This is a genomic window from Sinorhizobium sp. NG07B, assembly GCF_002532005.1.
In the GTDB taxonomy this organism is placed as follows: Bacteria; Pseudomonadota; Alphaproteobacteria; order Rhizobiales; family Rhizobiaceae; genus Sinorhizobium; species Sinorhizobium fredii_C.
In genome coordinates, this window is the sequence record NZ_NWTD01000003.1 from 382,388 (window position 1) to 399,024 (window position 16,637).

The window sequence follows — 16,637 nt, forward strand, 5'->3', positions numbered from 1 at the left end:
CTTCCGCGGAACACCCCTCCATGTCTTCGTCGCTGCTCACGGCCATGCGAAACCCGGTCATTCGCGCGAGCATGCTCGCGATATTCCTCTTCGGCTTCGCCGGCGCCGCGACCTCGCCCTATCAGTCAGTGGTCGGCATCACCGAACTCGGTCTCGGCAACGCGTTCTATTCGGCGCTGATCTTCGCCGCCGCCCTACTCAACGTCATTGCCAGCGTCACCGTCGGCATCGTCGCGGACCGCGTCGGCAATTACCGCACGCTGATGCTGGCGGTCATTCTGTTCGGCGTTGTCGGCTATGGGATGGTCTATGCTTGGCCGGCGAAGGCGAGCTTCGTGATTGCCACGCTGCTGCTCCTGCCGATCTACGGGGCCCTCAATTCGCTCCTCTTCGCCAATGTACGCACAGCGGCCAACCACATGGGCGGCAGGGACGCGGCTGCGGTCAACTCGGCAGTGAGGGCTGCCATCTCGCTTTCCTGGGTGCTGGTCCCGGGCGTGGTCGGCTTCGTGCTCGCAGCGCGCGGCAGCATGCTGCCGGCCTATCTGCTGGCGAGTCTCGGCTGCGCCGCCAACCTCATCCTCGTCGCTTTCCTGTTGCCGCCCACAGCCGGTGTCGGCTCAGCCCTCGGCAAGCGGCTTTCCTATCTCGCTTCCCTCGGCGAGATCCTGTCGCCGCGGGTACTCGGGCGGCTTGTCGCCATCGCGCTGATTTCCTCGACCCTACATGTCAATGCGGCGGTCCTTCCCTTGATCGTCACCGGTGCGGCCGGCGGCACCGCTACCGACATCGGCATCGTCGTCGGCGTCGTGGCGCTGTTGGAAGTGGCCTTCATTCTGGTCTGGGGCCGCATTCAATACAGCCTCAGCCATGTCGATGCCCTGGCGCTCGGCACCGCTGTCTACGTGGTCTATCTGGCGCTGCTCGGTTTGTCGGACCGGCCTTGGCACGTTTATGCGCTGACCCTCGCCAGCGGCCTCGGTGCGGCGGCGCTGATCAGCATCCCGGTCACCTACCTCCAGGACCTGATTGCCGATCGGCCGGGGCTTGGCAGTTCGCTGATCGCGGTGAACATCTTTTTGGGCGGGGCGTTCAGCGCTGCGCTCTTTGCGATCGGCACGCGCTTCAGCGACTATTCCGGGACGGCGCTGCTCGGCGCTGCGGCCGGGCTCGCAGGGCTGGTGCTGCTCCTTTTGCTCGACGGCAAGCGTGCCAGGATTGCGGCATCGTAGGAGCCGGGCAGCGGGAGGCCGCGGGGCAGCTCCCCGCCATTTCGTCAGTTGCCGAGGATGCCCGGGAGCCGCAGGCCCTGTTCCTTGGCGCAATCGACCGCGATGTCGTAGCCCGCATCGGCATGGCGCATGACGCCCGTTGCTGGATCGTTCCAGAGTACCCGTTCGATGCGGCGGGCGGCATCTTCCGAGCCGTCGCAGCAGATGACGACGCCCGAATGCTGCGAAAAGCCCATGCCGACTCCGCCGCCATGGTGCAGCGAGACCCAGGTGGCACCCGACGCGGTGTTGAGCAGTGCGTTCAGGAGCGGCCAGTCGGACACGGCGTCGGAGCCGTCCTTCATGGCTTCGGTCTCGCGGTTCGGCGAGGCGACGGAGCCGGAGTCGAGATGATCGCGGCCGATGACGACCGGTGCGCTGAGCTCGCCGGTCCTGACCATCTCGTTGAAGGCGAGGCCGAGGCGGTGGCGGTCGCCAAGACCCACCCAGCAGATGCGCGCTGGGAGGCCCTGGAAGGCGATGCGCTCGGCGGCCATGTCGAGCCAGTTGTGCAAGTGCTTGTTGTCGGGCAGCAGCTCCTTCACCTTGGCATCGGTCTTGCGGATATCGTCCGGATCGCCGGACAGCGCCGCCCAGCGGAACGGGCCGATGCCGCGGCAAAACAGCGGGCGGATATAGGCCGGCACGAAGCCAGGGAAGGCGAAGGCGTTTTCGAGGCCCTCTTCCTTCGCCACCTGGCGGATGTTGTTACCGTAGTCGAAGGTCGGGATCCCCATGTCCTGGAAGGCGATCATCGCTTCGACATGCTCGCGCATCGAGGCGCGGGCGGCCTTTTCGACGGCTTTCGGATCGCCTTCACGCTTCTGCTTCCACTCGGCCATGGTCCAGCCCTTCGGCAGATAACCGTTGATCGGGTCATGGGCGGAGGTCTGGTCGGTCACCATGTCCGGGCGGATGCCACGTCGGACCATCTCCGGCAGGATCTCGGCCGTGTTGCCGAGCAGACCGACGGATTTCGCCTCGCCCGCGGCGGTCCAGCGGTTGATCATCTCCATCGCTTCGTCAAGCGTTTCGGCTTTCGCGTCGACATAGCGGGTGCGGAGACGGAAATCGATGGAATCCGGATTGCATTCGACGGCGAGGCAGCAGGCGCCGGCCATGACGGCGGCAAGCGGCTGGGCGCCGCCCATCCCGCCGAGGCCGCCGGTCAGCACCCATTTGCCCTTGAGGTCGCCGTTGTAGTGTTGGCGGCCGGCTTCGACAAAGGTCTCATAGGTGCCCTGCACGATGCCCTGGCTGCCGATATAGATCCACGAACCGGCGGTCATCTGGCCGTACATGGCGAGACCCTTCTTATCCAGCTCGTTGAAATGGTCCCAGGTCGCCCAGTGCGGCACGAGGTTGGAGTTGGCGATCAGCACGCGCGGCGCGTCCTTGTGGGTGCGGAAGACGCCGACCGGCTTGCCGGACTGGACGAGCAAGGTCTCGTCCTCGTTGAGATCCTTCAGCGTCGCGACGATCCGGTCGAAATCCGCCCAGGTGCGGGCGGCCCGGCCAATGCCGCCATAGACGACGAGTTCGTGCGGGTTCTCGGCGACTTCCGGGTCGAGATTGTTCATCAGCATCCGGAGCGGCGCTTCCGTCAGCCAGCTCTTGGCGCTGATCTCGGTGCCACGCGGGCTGCGCACGTCGCGGATGTTGTGGCGCGGATTGTTCATGGTCATGCCTCACTCCCTGTCAATTGCGGTTCCGGCGGGATGCTGGAGAATGTGCTGCGCTATCGGATCAGCATTCCGCCATAAGTGTCTGTGTTTGTTCAATTCTTGTAAGTTTAGTTATCGCGAAGACCGAGGGCGATCGCTTCGATCTGTTCCAGGATCGCCCTCAAATGACTGCGGAGCAGCTTGGCCTTGCCTGCGTCGAGGGCGAAGGGCGGCGCCTCCGTCGCCAAATGAGTCGATTGGGCGAGTTCCATTTGGATCGCATGGACGCCGGTCTCGGGGTGGCCATAGTGACGGGTCGTCCAGCCGCCTTTGAAGCGTCCGTTCAGGATGTGGGTGTAACCCTCTGCCTTGCTTGCGATATCCGCCGTCGTACGCTCGATCTGCTGGGCGCAGGTCTTGCCCATATCGGTGCCGATATTGAAGTCCGGCAGCTTGCCCTCGAACAGGAAGGGGATATGCGAGCGGATCGAGTGGCAGTCGTAGAGGACCGCCACGCCATGAATGGCCTTGACCCGGTCGATCTCGGCGGCGAGCGCGGCGTGATAGGGGGCGTGAAAATCGCGCAGTCTCGCGGCAATATCCGCGTCCGTCGGACCTTCGTCTTCCTTCCAGATAGGCACGCCATCAAAATCGGTTTCGGGAACAAGGCCGGTCGTGTTCTGGCCCGGGTAGAGGCTGGCGCCCTCCGGATCGCGATTGGCGTCGATGACATAGCGATGGAAGGTGGCGCGGACGATGGTCGCTTCCGGCAGCAGGTCTTCATAGAGCTCGTGGATGTGCCAATCGGTATCCGCGAGGATACGGCCGTTGTCGTTCAAGCGCTGCCAGATCGGCGGGGGAACGTCGGTGCCCGTGTGCGGAAAGCCGAGAATGACGGGCGAGGTGCCCTGCCGGACTTCGTAGACGGCCATGTCAAATCTCCAGTCGCGGGAGAATGCCGTCGGAGACGGCGGCTGCGAGCCGCCCGGAGGCAACGAGTTCGCCGGCGGACCTGAGGTCGTCAGCCATGTAGCGATCCTCCTCGACCGTCGGGGAAACGGCGCGCACGACTGCGGCCGCCTTCTGAAGTTCCGCGCTGGTCGCAAGCGGTGCCCGGAATTCGATGCCCTGGACGGCGGCCAAGGCCTCGATGCCGACGATCGAGAACAGATTGTCGGTCATCTGCAGCAGGCGGCGGGCGCCGTGGCAGGCCATGGAGACGTGGTCTTCCTGGTTGGCCGACGTCGGCGTAGAGTCGACGGAGGCGGGATGCGAGAGCTGCTTGTTCTCCGACATAAGCGCGGCCGAGGTAACTTCGGCGATCATCAGCCCGGAATTGAGGCCCGGCTTCTTGGCGAGAAAGGCGGGCAGACCGTAGCTCAAGGCCGGGTCAACGAGGAGCGCAATGCGGCGCTGCGAAATGGCGCCGATCTCACAGATCGCGAGCGCAATCTGGTCGGCGGCGAAGGCGACCGGCTCGGCATGGAAATTGCCGCCGGAGACGACGGAATTGTCGGAGAGCACCAGCGGATTGTCGGTGACGGCATTGGCCTCGGTGGTGAGGGTCGCGGCAACCGAGCGCAGCAGATCGAGGCAGGCGCCGTCGACCTGCGGCTGGCAGCGGATGCAATAGGGATCCTGCACGCGCTCGTCGCCCTCGAGATGGCTTTGGCGAATGACCGACCCGTCAAGCAGCCCCCGGAGTGCGGCCGCCGTGTCGATCTGGCCGCGATGGCCGCGCAGCGTATGGATCTCCGGGTGGAACGGGGCTGACGATCCCATGGCCGCATCGGTCGAGAGCGCGCCGGTGATGAGCGCCGCCTGGGCGGCCCTGTGGGCACGGAACAGGCCCGCCAGCGCCAGTGCCGTCGAAACCTGGGTGCCGTTGATCAGCGCCAGGCCTTCCTTCGCGGCGAGCGTCACCGGGGAAAGCCCGGCTGCCTTTAGGGCAGCATCGCCCTTCATGCGCTCGCCGGCGATGAAGGCTTCGCCATGGCCCATCATCACCGCGGCCATATGGGCGAGCGGCGCGAGATCGCCGGAGGCGCCGACCGAGCCTTTTTCCGGGATCAGCGGGATGACGCCCTTTTCGAGCATCCCTTCGATCAGGCGGACGAGTTCGAGGCGCACGCCGGACGCGCCGCGACCAAGCGAGATGAGCTTCAGCGCCATGATGAAGCGCACGATATTCTCCGGCAGCGGCTGGCCGACGCCGCAGCAATGCGACAGGATCAGATTGCGCTGCAGGGTGGCAACATCGGCGCTGTCGATCTTGATCGAGGCGAGTTTGCCGAAGCCGGTATTGATGCCGTAGACGGGGGCATTGCCGGCGATGATCTCGGCGATCCGGGTTGCGGCCTTTTCGATACCGGCATCATAGGCGCGATCGAGGCGGGCCGGCTTACCCGTCCAATAGATCGCCTCCAGGTCCTTGAGCGGTACCGAACCGGGTTTCAGAACAATGGTCATCGGGCAATCCTTTCACCCTTGAAAATCCGCTCGGAGAGGGGGTTGAACCCGATGCGGTAGATCAGCTCAGCCGGCGCCTCGATGTCCCAGAGAGCAAGGTCGGCCGACTTTCCCGCTTCGATCGTGCCGGTCTCGCCGAGGATACCAAGCGCGCGCGCCGCCTCGCGCGTAACGCCGGCGAGGCATTCCTCCAGCGTCAGGCGGAAGAGCGTCGCCGACATGTTCATGGTCAGGAGAAGAGACGTCAGCGGCGAGGTTCCCGGGTTGCAATCGGTGGCAATCGCGATGCGCGCGCCGGCGGCGCGCAGCGCCTCGACCGGCGGCAATTGCGTTTGGCGAAGGGTGTAAAATGCTCCCGGCAGCAGGACGGCGACGGTACCGGCCTTCGCCATGGCGGTCGCGTCGTCCGCATCGAGATATTCGAGGTGATCGGCCGAAAGCGCGCCATAGGAGGCTGCAAGCTTGGCACCGCCGAGATCGGAAAGCTGTTCGGCATGAAGTTTGACCGGCAGGCCGAGCGCCTTGGCCCGGTCGAACACACGGGCGATCTCGGCCGGTGAGAAGGCGATCCCCTCGCAGAAGCCATCGACAGCGTCGACGAGTCGTTCCGCATGGGCCCGGCTTAGTCCGGGGAGGACGACATCGTCGATATAGTCGGCGTTCCGGCCCTTGTATTCTGGCGGCGTGGCGTGGGCGGCGAGATAGCTGGTGACGATGCGGACCGGGCGCGCTTGCGCAAGTTTGCGCGCCGCCTGCAGCATGTTCAGTTCCGCCTCGATGTTAAGGCCATAGCCCGATTTGACTTCGATCGTCGCAACGCCCTCGGAAAGCAGCGTATCGAGCCGCGGAAGGGCGGCTTCGACGAGCTCGTCGACTGACAGAGCATTTGTCGCCTTTACGGTGGAGACAATTCCGCCGCCGGCGCGGGCAATCTCTTCATAGCTAACGCCTTCGAGCCGCATCTGGAATTCACGGGCACGGTTCCCGCCATGGACGATATGGGTGTGGCAGTCGATCAGCGCCGGCGTCATCCAGCGGCCTTCGCAATCGATCAGCCGGTCGGCGCCGGACAGCCGAGAGGGGAGTTCGCTTTCGGCGCCGGCATAAACGATCCGACCACCGCGCACGGCCACGGCGCCCGTTTCGACAATGCCGAGCGGGCCCAAATCCTCGCGAAGCGTCGCAAGGCGCACGTTGCGCCAGAGACTGCTGCGTTCCGCTTTCATGTCGGCGTTTTCGTTCATAAGCTTTCCGCCCTTCTCTTGCGATAATGTATATACATAATAAGCCGGCGGCAAGCGGAAAAAATGTTCGACCTTCTGCCAGGAGGTAAGGCGGCCCGTGGACCGGGCCAGCAATCGCCAAGAAAAAAGCCCCGGTCTTTCGATCCGGGGCTCGGGCGAAATTGTCCGAGGGTCGGCGATCAGGCGGGGTGGGGGGCCTTGGCGCAATGCTGTTCGACAAGTGCGACGAAACGCTGCCCGGCAATGTCGAGCCGGCCGCTATTGTCGATCACGGTCACGTCCGGCCCGGCCACGACGTCGGGGACCTGCCGCTTCAGTCGACGCAGCACGTCTTCCTCGCTTTCGCGACCGCGTTGGGCGAGGCGCTTTGCGAGCACCGATGCGTCGGCGGTGACCAGGGCAACGGCCACCTTGCCGAAGGCGGCTCGGATGGCGGGAAGGGCTGCGCGACTGCCGTTGACGATTGCCGTCATACCGCTTTCGATCCTGTCGGCGATCTCACGCGGAATTCCGTAGCTCAAGCCGTGCGCCTGCCAGGCAACGGCGAAGGCGCCGACTTGCTGCATCTCTTCGAATTCCGCCGTGGAGACGCTTTCGTGCACTTCGCTGCCGGCATCCGAGGGGCGGGTGATGACCCGTCGGACGAAGAGAATATCCGGCCGCTGCGCGAAGTGGCGGGCGGCGAAACCCATGACGCTATCCTTGCCGGCGCCGCTCGGGCCGACGACGACGATGAGCGTCCCGCCCTGATTTTCCGCGGCCATCATGCGACACGCCGTCCTTCGCGCCATACGGAGCGAACCACCGGAATGCCCTCGGGCCGATGGACACGCGCTACATCGGCGCGCAGGCCGACGCCGATCCGGCCGCGATCGGTGAGGCCGACGGTGCGTGCCGGCGTTGCGGTCACCAGGGCGATCGCGCTCGGCAGGTCGATGCTCTCGACCTCGTCGGCGAGGATGAAGGGTGCATGGATCAGGCTGAAGGGCACGTAATCCGACGAAAGCACGTCGAGCACGCCGCGCTCCGCAAGCTCACGCGCGGCGATGTTGCCGGAATGCGACTTGCCGCGGACGACGTTGGGCGCCCCCATCAGAACGCTCAATCCCGCCCGGTGGGAGGCTTCAGCCGCTTCGAAGCTCGTCGGAAACTCTGCCAGCCGGACGCCGTAGCCGATCGACTCCTCGACATGCGCGAGGGTAGCGTCGTCGTGGCTTGCGACGGTGATGCCGCGTTCCGCGCAGGCTTGCGCGAGCGCCGTGCGGTGCGGGGCCGCATAGCGTGCCGAAAGCGCCTGCTGGCGCTCGACGAAAGCGGCGAAAGCCTCGTCGGTCAGGCCGCGCTTGGTCTTATAGTAGAGGATATACTGCTCCATCGTCTGGAACTGGCGCTGGCCGGGGGCGTGATCCATTAGGGAGACGAGGCGAACCTGCGGGTCGTCGCGAAAATCGTCGTAGTGCTCCAGCACGTCGGCGGTCGAAACCTCGCAGCGCAGGTGGATGAGGTGGTCAGCGCGCAGCCGGCCCTCGCCCTTCGCCTGCGCCAAGGCGTCGGCCATGCTGCGCATCTCGCCCTTCGGGAAGCCGCTTTCCTCGTCCGAGCCGAGGCGCAGACAGTCGAAGACGGTGGTGATGCCGGAGGTGACGACCTGGGCGTCGTGCGCCTGGATGGCGGCGATCTTCAGCCAGCGCACACCCGGGCGCGGCGAATAATGCGCCTCCAGGTGGTCGGTGTGAAGCTCGATCAGCCCGGGCAACAGGTAGTCGCCCTCGAAATCTTCGCCAACCCGACTCGCCCCTTCCGAAATGTCGGCAATCTTGCCGTCGCGGATCAGCACCGAACCATCGATGATGTCATTTTCGAGAACGATGCGGGCATTGCTCAGAACCTGTTCGCTGCTCATGTCATGCAATCTTTCGTGCGGATGCGCTGCCGAGTGGCAGCAGGGAATGAACGGTGAAGGGGGCGCCGCGCTGCGGCTCGACGAAAAGAGCGATCGTCGAGACGCTCAGCGGCCGCCCGATAAATTCGTCGAAGGCGGCCTCGAGCGTATCGCGCATCAGGCCGCGCGTCTCCTCCGGCACGGAGCCGGTGAGCGTCAGATGGAACTGGAACTCCTCGAAGACATAGGGGTATCCCCATGCCGCGAGGTAATCCTTTTGAAGCTGCGTCAGTTTTTCCGGATTGCGGCGGGCGAGATCAGCTCCGGAGAGAGGGGCGCGAAAAGGCTCGAAGCGGCGAACCGCCTGCTCCGCCAAATCTTGCATGGGCGCCGACGGCGCGCTCGGTACGAGCGCGAAGAACGGACCGATTTGGTGGAGCCTGATCTCCGGTATCTCGAAGGGCTCGATTTCCGCGGCGAATTCGTCGAAGGCGGCGATCAATTCCGCTTCGCTTCGTCCCGCCGCAAGCGCGAAGGGCGCCTTCAAGGTGCCATGGAAGCCGTAGCGGCGCGGCTCGGCCGTCAGGGTCATGTGCTGTTCCCGTTCGAGTGCCAAGTTGTCCGGCCAGGCCAAGGCGCCGTCGAGGAAGGCATCGCGGCCGAGCCAACGGGACGCGGTCTGCGACAGCCGGTCATCGGCCGGCGGCGCGAAATAGATTGCGTAGCGCACTGGTCTTCACTTTCTTGATCGTCGCCCGGCGGTGAGGCGAGCCGACCACTTGTGGGTGTGATGCGCAGCTAGCCGATTTGCATGACAACATCATGATCGCATCGGTCTGAAGCGCAAAAAGAGTTCAGTGTCCGCTGCGCCCGATCAGCCGGGAGCGGCACGCGTTCGAGATGCTGTCGAAAACGAAGACAACCATCAAGATCAAAAGAACCATATAGGCGACATTTTCCCAATCCGAATTGGTCCGCATGGCTTCCCAGAGCTTCAGACCGATGCCGCCGGCCCCGACGGCGCCGATGATCGTGGCAGAGCGTGTGTTCGATTCCCAGAAATAAAGCGCCTGGCTTGCAAAGACGGGAAGCACCTGCGGCAGCACGCCGAAGCGCTGCACCGCGACCGGCGGAGCGCCGACGGATTTGACGCCTTCGCGCTGCTTGTCATCGATGTTTTCCAGCGCTTCGGAGTAGAGCTTGCCGAGCGTGCCGGTGTCGGTGAAGAAAATCGCCGACATGCCGGCAAGCGGCCCCGGACCGAAGGCACGGGTGAAGAACAGCGCCCAGATGAACATGTCGACCGAGCGCAGGAAATCGAAGAAGCGCTTGGCCAACTGGTTGGTTACACGGCTCGGGGTGATGTTGCGGGCGGCAAGGAAACAGAGCGGGAAGGCGATAAGGGACGCGAACACCGTCCCGACCAAGGCCATGACGACCGTCTGCAGCAGCTTCGTCCAGACATCGAGATGCTGCCATTCGGCATTGTAGAGGACGTTGTCCCAGGCGAGTGACAGGTTCGAGCGCGCCGGGTCGATTCGGTCTCCCGACAGGATCAGACGTGCCACTTCGCCGTAGGATTTTCCGAAGAACGGCGAGTTGGTGTCGAAGAGGAAGTTCGCCCAGCCGAAGAAGCGATTGCGGATCGAGACCTCGTCGCCGGTAACTTCCGCCCAGCCGGTGGAGCCGAAGGAAAGCGTGACCTTTTCGCCCGGCCGCTTCTGCGTGGCCCAGCTTGGGAGGGGTGTCTGCGGCGTGACGGTGTCGACCCCGTCAACCGTCATGGTGAGCGTTTCGCCGCCGTGGATGGCGGTGACCAGTTTGTCGCCGACTTCGATGCGCGTCGAACGGTCATAGGTTACGACCGCTCGGGTTACGATTTCCTCGGTACGTGTCTCATCAGCGTTCTGGGCGGCTGCAGCCTCTCCGCCACCGAGTGCCGCCTTCGGAGCCATGAAGTTGAATGAGGAACTCGTCTTCGGCTTCGGCGCCTGTTTCGTCGCAGCCGGTGCCTCGACGGTGCGCGTTGCCGTCCGCTTTTCGAGGGTCACCCATTCCGGGTCGGGATTTCGACCGAGCGGCGAGTTGCGCTGGTAGGAAACGGCCATCGTCCCGTCGGGGGCGACGGCGATCTCGGGTCGAACCTCATAGGAGACCCAGTCGGCGAGATAGGTGCCCGCGATACCCCAATTGGCGTTGGCGAGCACATGGCCGATCGAGAAGAGCCACCAGCTGAATGCGAGATAGAGAACGACGCCGATGCCGATCAGCGCCGTCCTGCGCCGCCTTGCGGTGGATGACTGCAGGAGATGCGGGTGGCGCGCCGCAATGGCTTCCATTTCGAGCGCGCTGGGCTTGGTCGAGGCAATCATGGCGCGCTCCTACTGGGCGAGCTGGAAGGCCTGGTCGCCGACGAGGCGGCGGCGAAGCCAGGCGGAGAACTGATCGACGGCGAAGATCGTTGCGAAGAGCAAAAGCACGATCGCGAGCGTCTTGGCCTGATGGCCCTGGCCGATCGACAGGCGCAGGAGCTCGCCGATTCCGCCGCCGCCGACAGCGCCGATGATCGTCGAGGCGCGCACGTTGATCTCCAGGCGAAGCAGGAAATAGCTGGTGAAGTTCGGCAAGACCTGCGGCACGATCCCGAACCAAACCCGCTCGATCCAGCTGGCGCCAACGGCGCGCAGGCCCTCCTCCGGCTTCATGTCGGCATTCTCGACCACTTCGAAGAACAGCTTGCCCAGCGCACCGATCGTGTGAATCGACACCGCCGCGATCGCGGGGATCGGGCCGAGCGACAGGATCGCCAGGAAGAAGCCGGCGATCACGACTTCCGGAAATGCGCGCAGGATTTCCATGATCCGGCGGACCGGGCCGCGCACCCAAGCGCTGGGCGTCAGGTTGCGGGCCGCGAGGAAGCACAGAATGAAGCCGAAGAACGCACCAATCAGCGTCGAGAAGATGGCGATATTCACCGTCTCCAGCATCTTGTGAAAGTATTCGGGAATGTAGAGGCTCTCGGTGACGTATAGCCGGCCTTCCGGATAGTTGTATTTGAAACTGCCGTCGTCGTAGGGAGAGGGCAGATCGAAGAGCGCCCGAACGATCTCCATCGGCTCGCGCGGCATCAGGTCACCGACGAAGTCGAAGAAATGCGGCAGGCGGACGAGGAATTTCCCGGCATTCGAGTCGTTCGCGAACCAGAGCGAGCCGAAGAGCGCCAGCGCCAGGGCGGCAAGCCCGAGGCAGGTATAGAGGCGACGGCGCGTATTGAGCTCCTGCCAATGACGCTCGATCAGGGCGCCGTTCTCGCTCAAGCGCTGTGACAGCAGGGAGGTGGCCATGGGATTTCCGGCTCGTGCCGGCCTCTTGCGGTGGGTGCCGGCGGCAACCCCGAACAATCAAACGCTGGCCGCGTAACGCGGCCAGCGTAAATCTGGCGGTTCTTGATCAGCCGCCGATCGTTGCCCTGCGAGCGTCGATGATCGGCTTGTAGAAATCGCTGTTGACTTCCGTAAAGCCGGTGAAATCACCGCCCTGGATGGCGGAGAAGCAGGCGGCGTCGGTCTTCGGCAGATCCATCATGAACTGCTTGAACTTCGCCTTCATGTCGTCGTTCATCGTTGTACGCACGACGATCGGGCCGTTCGGAATCAGCGGCGAGCGCCACAGCTCGACGAGGTCGTTCATGTCGAGCACGCCCTTGTCGACCATCTTGCGCAGATTGCCGGAGGTGTAGCCGTCCTTGAACTCGCCGACGCCGGAGCCGAAGGTCGTGCCGGCATCGAAGGTGCCCTTGAGGACTTCGAGGACGAGGTTTTCATGACCGCCGCCGAAGCCGGTCTCTCCGAAATATTCCTTGACCGGTGCGCCGATCGCTTCCGGAAGGATGACGAGGGGGACGAGGTAGCCGGAGGTGGAGTCCGGATCGGCGAAGCCGAGCTTCTTGCCCTTGAGATCCTCGAGCTTGGTGATGCCGGCGTCCTTGCGGGCGACCATGATCGAGTGGTAGCCGGTGGAGCCATCGGTCTGGACCGTGGTCAAGATCGGCTCGACGGCATCAGCCTTGGCGAGGTAGATCTTGGCGTAGCCGGAAGCGCCGAGTTCGGCATAGTCGAGCGTGCCGCCGAGCAGCCCCTGGATGACGCCGTCATAGTCTGCAGCCGGGAAGAGCGAGACCTTCTCGACGCCGATGGCGGCCGGGAGCTTGTCGACCAGGCACTGGTAGTTGCGCAGGCGGTCGGCTTCGTTCTCGCCGCCCATGATGCCGATGCGGAATTCCTTTAGGTCTTCGGCCTGGGCATGGCCGGCCAGGGCGATGAGCGCAACGGCGCCCAGAAGAGCTTTCTTCAGCATGAGGTTCGTCTCCCGTTTATCCGGCCTCGCCGGATCAGTGGCTGTTTCGATTGGGCGCCCTTGACGCGGGCATTCGATCGCGGCGGCCTTAGAGGCCGGCCAGTGCCAGCGGCTTGTAGCTGGCCGATGCGTTTTCCTCGCGAGCGACAGCCGCGGGAATGTTGATGCTCGTCGAGGTCATCGATTCCTCGATCGCCGTTTCGGCGCCGTAGATCTCGGCGACCGCCGTGGCGGTGAGATCCTTCGGCTGTCCGTCGAAGACGATCCGGCCCTGCGCCATGCCGATGATCCGTTCGCAATAGTTGCGCGCCGTGTCGAGCGTGTGCAGGTTGGTGACGACGGTGATGCCGTCACGCTCGTTGATGTCGCGCAGCGCATCCATGACAATCTTGGCGTTGAGCGGATCGAGCGACGCGATCGGCTCGTCGGCGAGAAGCACCTTCGGCTGCTGCATCAGCGCCCGGGCGATCGCGACGCGCTGCTGCTGGCCGCCGGAAAGCGTACCGGCCGGCTGCAGCGCCGTCTGCTCGATGCCGAGACGCTCGAGTGCGCCGATCGCCATGATCCGTTCCTCCCGGGTGAACAGGTTGAGGATGCTCGAGACCGTCGAACGATGGTTCAGCCGGCCGAGGAGGACATTGGTCAGAACGTCGAGGCGCGGGACCAGGTTGAACTGCTGGAAGATCATCGCGCAGTCGCGCTGCCAATGCCGCAGGGCAGAACCCCTGAGCGAGGATACCTCGATGCCGGCGAATTCGATCGTCCCGGAGGTGGGGTCGACGAGCCGATTGATCATCCGCAGAAGCGTCGACTTGCCCGCCCCGGAGCGGCCGATGACCCCGACCATCTGACCTTGCGGTATGTCGAAGGTGACGGTGTCGACGGCTCGCTTCTTGCCGAACTGGCGGGTCACGTTCCTCAACTGAAACATCGGCGGCAGGTCCTCGTCGGTGGGCGATCGTTTATTAGTGATCCCTGCCATATCGGCGCTTCGTGAAGGCGCGATGTCAGTTTGTTGTAGCTTCTGTTACAGTTCACAGGCGCGGGCCTGGGCCCTCTCATCAGCGACAACAGAAGCGGATGAAGCAGACGACTGCTTGCAACTGCCCCCAATTCAGGAAACCATGCAGCAGGTGCATGAGTCATTGCCTCAATTGCATTTGAAAGGCTCGACCCCGCTTGCGATAACTCCAGGGAGCGGGATGGGGAAAGGTATGCGGCCTGATTCCCGGTCCTATTTAGATCCGATGGGAGAGAAACATGGCTGGCAAAAGTCAATTTCAGTGGGACGACCCATTCCTCCTCGAGGATCAACTGAGCGAAGACGAGCGAATGATCCGCGATACGGCGCGCGCCTACGCCCAGGAGCGGCTGCAGCCGCGGGTGATCGAAGCCTATCGTGACGAAAAGACCGATCCGGCGATCTTCCGCGAAATGGGCGAGCTCGGCCTGCTCGGCGTGACCGTGCCCGACACCTATGGCGGCGTCGGCGCCTCCTATGTCGCCTATGGACTCGTCGCCCGCGAGGTCGAGCGGGTCGATTCCGGCTATCGCTCGATGATGAGCGTGCAATCCTCGCTGGTGATCTATCCGATCTTCGCCTACGGCTCCGAGGAGCAGAAGCAAAGATACTTGCCGAAGCTGATAAGCGGCGAGTGGATCGGCTGCTTCGGCCTTACCGAGCCGGATGCCGGTTCCGATCCGGCAGGTATGAAGACCAGGGCGATCAAGACCGGCAGCGGCTATCGGCTGATCGGCTCGAAGATGTGGATATCCAACGCGCCGCTCGCCGATGTCTTCGTCGTCTGGGCGAAGTCGGAGGCGCATGGCAATGCCATTCGCGGCTTCGTGCTGGAGAAGGGCATGAAGGGCGTATCGTCGCCGAAGATCGCCGGCAAGCTTTCGCTCAGGGCGTCGATCACCGGCGAGATCGTTCTCGACAATGTCGAAGTGGGGGAGGAGGCGTTGCTTCCGAATGTCGAAGGTCTCAAGGGTCCTTTCGGCTGCCTCAACCGCGCCCGTTACGGCATTTCCTGGGGAGCGCTGGGCGCGGCCGAATTCTGCTGGCATGCGGCGCGGCAATACGGCCTCGACCGCAAGCAGTTCAACCGACCGCTCGCCCAGACCCAGCTCTTCCAGAAGAAGCTCGCCGACATGCAGACCGAGATCGCGCTCGGGCTGCAGGCGTCGCTGCGCGTCGGGCGGCTGATGGACGAGGGGCGGATGGCGCCGGAGATGATCTCGATCGTCAAGCGCAACAATTGCGGGAAGGCGCTCGACATTGCCCGCATGGCCCGCGACATGCATGGGGGCAACGGCATTTCCGAGGAGTACCAGGTCATGCGCCACATGGTGAACCTCGAGACGGTCAACACCTATGAGGGGACGCACGACGTCCATGCGTTGATCCTCGGCCGCGCCCAGACGGGGCTGCAGGCCTTTTTCTGAGCGGTGTGACGATGGAAGCGCCGCTGAAGGGCATAAAGGTTCTCGAACTCGCCCGCATCCTCGCCGGTCCGTGGATCGGCCAGACGCTCGCCGATCTCGGCGCCGAGGTCATCAAAGTGGAAAGTCCGGCCGGAGACGACACGCGCAGCTGGGGGCCACCCTTCGTCGAAGGCGAGGGGGGCGAGAAGCTCGATGCCGCCTATTTCCATGCTTGCAATCGGGGAAAACGCTCCGTCGTTCTCGACTTCACGACGGAGGAGGGGCAGGAGGCCGTGCGCCGGCTCGCGGCGCAGTCCGACGTCGTTCTCGAAAACTTCAAGGTCGGCGGGCTCGCCAAATACGGGCTCGACTATCAGAGCCTCAGACAAATCAATCCGCGGCTGATCTATTGCTCCGTCACCGGCTTCGGCCAGGACGGGCCCTACGCTCATCGCGCCGGCTACGACTATATCATCCAGGGCATGAGCGGCATCATGGACCTGACCGGCGAACCGGATCGAGAGCCGCAGAAGATCGGCGTGGCCTTTGCCGACATCTTCACCGGCCTCTATGGCGTCATCGCCGTGCAGGCGGCCCTGGCGCAGCGGGAGCGCACCGGAGAAGGCCAACAGATTGACATGGCTCTGCTCGACTGCATGACCGGCGTGCTCGCCAATCAGGCGCTGAACTTCCTCGTCTCCGGCAAGGCGCCGCGGCGGCTTGGCAACGCCCATCCGAATATTGCGCCCTACCAGGTGTTCCCGACCTCGGATGGCCACCTGATCGTCGCGGTCGGCAACGACCGACAGTTTATCAAGTTCTGCGACCTGCTCGGCCGTCCCGACCTTGCCGCCGACGACCGCTACCGCACGAATGCGGGCCGTGTTCAGCACCGTGACAGCCTGACGCCGGAACTCGCCGCGAGAACCCAAGACTTTACCCGGGACGCCCTGCTCGCCAAGCTAGAAGCGGCCGGCGTGCCGGGCGGGCCGATCAACACGGTTGCCGACGTCTTTGCCGATCCTCAGATCGTCCATCGGCAGATGCGGGTCGAGACGCCGCATACGGGTGCGGCGACCGGCACGTCGCCGGGTGTCAGAGCACCGGTCCGGTTTTCCGGCGCAGCGCTGGCCCTGGAGCGCGGCGTGCCGCGTCTAGGCGAGCATACGGCTGAAGTGCTGGCGGGAATTGGAATGGGCGCGCGCGGCCCGGAGAAGGGATGAGGTCGTACAGACTTGCCCTGATTTTGCACGCGCGTGTCTTGATTTGCCCCTCTCCTCGGGTTTAACCGGGGTACTAGCCCTCTCCCCGTCTTGCGGGGAGA

General features: G+C 64.1%; 14 protein-coding genes. 3 read left to right on the forward strand and 11 right to left on the reverse strand.

The genetic code is table 11. The features are described from left to right. Positions 1–20 precede the first annotated feature (20 nt). Positions 21–1,232 carry an MFS transporter gene (locus CO664_RS11765; protein ID WP_097538847.1) on the forward strand — a complete coding sequence of 404 codons (1,212 nt, stop codon included), beginning with the start codon at positions 21–23 and terminating at the stop codon, positions 1,230–1,232. A gap of 44 nt (positions 1,233–1,276) precedes the next feature. Here CO664_RS11765 and hutU read toward each other — a convergent pair whose 3' ends face one another. The 11 genes from hutU to phnC all read right to left on the reverse strand — a co-directional run bounded on the left by hutU (position 1,277) and on the right by phnC (position 13,817). Further along, entirely contained in the window at positions 1,277–2,950 is a 1,674-nt protein-coding gene (gene hutU / locus CO664_RS11770; RefSeq protein ID WP_172900199.1) for a urocanate hydratase, read from the reverse strand. Between the two features lie 113 nt (positions 2,951–3,063). After that, the gene (hutG, locus tag CO664_RS11775) at positions 3,064–3,867 is read right to left on the reverse strand and encodes an N-formylglutamate deformylase (RefSeq protein ID WP_097538848.1); all 804 of its coding nucleotides are present in this window, start codon (positions 3,865–3,867) and stop codon (positions 3,064–3,066) included. Between the two features lies 1 nt (position 3,868). Further along, positions 3,869–5,404 carry a histidine ammonia-lyase gene (gene hutH / locus CO664_RS11780; protein WP_097538849.1) on the reverse strand — a complete coding sequence of 512 codons (1,536 nt, stop codon included), beginning with the start codon at positions 5,402–5,404 and terminating at the stop codon, positions 3,869–3,871. Beyond that, on the reverse strand, positions 5,401–6,648 hold the full coding sequence (hutI, locus tag CO664_RS11785) for an imidazolonepropionase (RefSeq protein ID WP_097538850.1): 1,248 nt from the start codon (positions 6,646–6,648) through the stop codon (positions 5,401–5,403). The genes hutH and hutI overlap by 4 nt, the downstream gene beginning before the upstream one ends. A 179-nt stretch (positions 6,649–6,827) precedes the next feature. Continuing rightward, positions 6,828–7,415 (reverse strand): phosphonate metabolism protein/1,5-bisphosphokinase (PRPP-forming) PhnN, encoded by a 588-nt coding sequence (gene phnN / locus CO664_RS11790; protein ID WP_097524607.1) that lies wholly within the window; start codon positions 7,413–7,415, stop codon positions 6,828–6,830. Beyond that, positions 7,412–8,551, reverse strand: a complete 1,140-nt coding sequence (locus CO664_RS11795) for an alpha-D-ribose 1-methylphosphonate 5-triphosphate diphosphatase (RefSeq protein WP_097538851.1) — start codon at positions 8,549–8,551, stop codon at positions 7,412–7,414. Before CO664_RS11795 ends, phnN begins: the two co-directional genes overlap by 4 nt. Position 8,552: 1 nt before the next feature. Continuing rightward, on the reverse strand, positions 8,553–9,260 hold the full coding sequence (locus CO664_RS11800; RefSeq protein WP_097524608.1) for a DUF1045 domain-containing protein: 708 nt from the start codon (positions 9,258–9,260) through the stop codon (positions 8,553–8,555). A 124-nt stretch (positions 9,261–9,384) separates the two neighbouring features. Beyond that, positions 9,385–10,902 (reverse strand): phosphonate ABC transporter, permease protein PhnE, encoded by a 1,518-nt coding sequence (phnE, locus tag CO664_RS11805; RefSeq protein WP_097538852.1) that lies wholly within the window; start codon positions 10,900–10,902, stop codon positions 9,385–9,387. 9 nt (positions 10,903–10,911) lie between these two features. Continuing rightward, positions 10,912–11,874: a phosphonate ABC transporter, permease protein PhnE gene (gene phnE, locus CO664_RS11810; RefSeq protein WP_097524610.1), complete on the reverse strand. Its 963-nt coding sequence runs from the start codon at positions 11,872–11,874 to the stop codon at positions 10,912–10,914. Positions 11,875–11,980: 106 nt separating this feature from the next. Further along, the gene (phnD, locus tag CO664_RS11815) at positions 11,981–12,886 is read right to left on the reverse strand and encodes a phosphonate ABC transporter substrate-binding protein (protein WP_097538853.1); all 906 of its coding nucleotides are present in this window, start codon (positions 12,884–12,886) and stop codon (positions 11,981–11,983) included. Between the two features lie 88 nt (positions 12,887–12,974). Further along, positions 12,975–13,817 carry a phosphonate ABC transporter ATP-binding protein gene (phnC, locus tag CO664_RS11820; protein ID WP_097538854.1) on the reverse strand — a complete coding sequence of 281 codons (843 nt, stop codon included), beginning with the start codon at positions 13,815–13,817 and terminating at the stop codon, positions 12,975–12,977. 329 nt (positions 13,818–14,146) lie between these two features. On the opposite strand from phnC, the gene CO664_RS11825 reads away from it, so the two are divergent. Together CO664_RS11825 and CO664_RS11830 are read left to right on the forward strand one after the other, a co-directional pair. Then, positions 14,147–15,334, forward strand: a complete 1,188-nt coding sequence (locus tag CO664_RS11825) for an acyl-CoA dehydrogenase (protein ID WP_097538855.1) — start codon at positions 14,147–14,149, stop codon at positions 15,332–15,334. Between the two features lie 11 nt (positions 15,335–15,345). Beyond that, positions 15,346–16,536: a CaiB/BaiF CoA-transferase family protein gene (locus CO664_RS11830; RefSeq protein ID WP_097538856.1), complete on the forward strand. Its 1,191-nt coding sequence runs from the start codon at positions 15,346–15,348 to the stop codon at positions 16,534–16,536. Positions 16,537–16,637: the final 101 nt, after the last annotated feature.

Excerpts from the sequence above, each read along its gene's own strand:
- CO664_RS11765 (WP_097538847.1), top strand. The coding sequence starts at position 21 with ATGTCTTCGTCGCTGCTCACGGCCATGCGAAACCCGGTCATTCGCGCG.
- hutU (WP_172900199.1), bottom strand. The coding sequence starts at position 2,950 with ATGAACAATCCGCGCCACAACATCCGCGACGTGCGCAGCCCGCGTGGC.
- hutG (WP_097538848.1), bottom strand. The coding sequence starts at position 3,867 with ATGGCCGTCTACGAAGTCCGGCAGGGCACCTCGCCCGTCATTCTCGGC.
- hutH (WP_097538849.1), bottom strand. The coding sequence starts at position 5,404 with ATGACCATTGTTCTGAAACCCGGTTCGGTACCGCTCAAGGACCTGGAG.
- hutI (WP_097538850.1), bottom strand. The coding sequence starts at position 6,648 with ATGAACGAAAACGCCGACATGAAAGCGGAACGCAGCAGTCTCTGGCGC.
- phnN (WP_097524607.1), bottom strand. The coding sequence starts at position 7,415 with ATGATGGCCGCGGAAAATCAGGGCGGGACGCTCATCGTCGTCGTCGGC.
- CO664_RS11795 (WP_097538851.1), bottom strand. The coding sequence starts at position 8,551 with ATGAGCAGCGAACAGGTTCTGAGCAATGCCCGCATCGTTCTCGAAAAT.
- phnE (WP_097538852.1), bottom strand. The coding sequence starts at position 10,902 with ATGATTGCCTCGACCAAGCCCAGCGCGCTCGAAATGGAAGCCATTGCG.
- phnE (WP_097524610.1), bottom strand. The coding sequence starts at position 11,874 with ATGGCCACCTCCCTGCTGTCACAGCGCTTGAGCGAGAACGGCGCCCTG.
- phnD (WP_097538853.1), bottom strand. The coding sequence starts at position 12,886 with ATGCTGAAGAAAGCTCTTCTGGGCGCCGTTGCGCTCATCGCCCTGGCC.
- phnC (WP_097538854.1), bottom strand. The coding sequence starts at position 13,817 with ATGTTTCAGTTGAGGAACGTGACCCGCCAGTTCGGCAAGAAGCGAGCC.
- CO664_RS11825 (WP_097538855.1), top strand. The coding sequence starts at position 14,147 with ATGGCTGGCAAAAGTCAATTTCAGTGGGACGACCCATTCCTCCTCGAG.
- CO664_RS11830 (WP_097538856.1), top strand. The coding sequence starts at position 15,346 with ATGGAAGCGCCGCTGAAGGGCATAAAGGTTCTCGAACTCGCCCGCATC.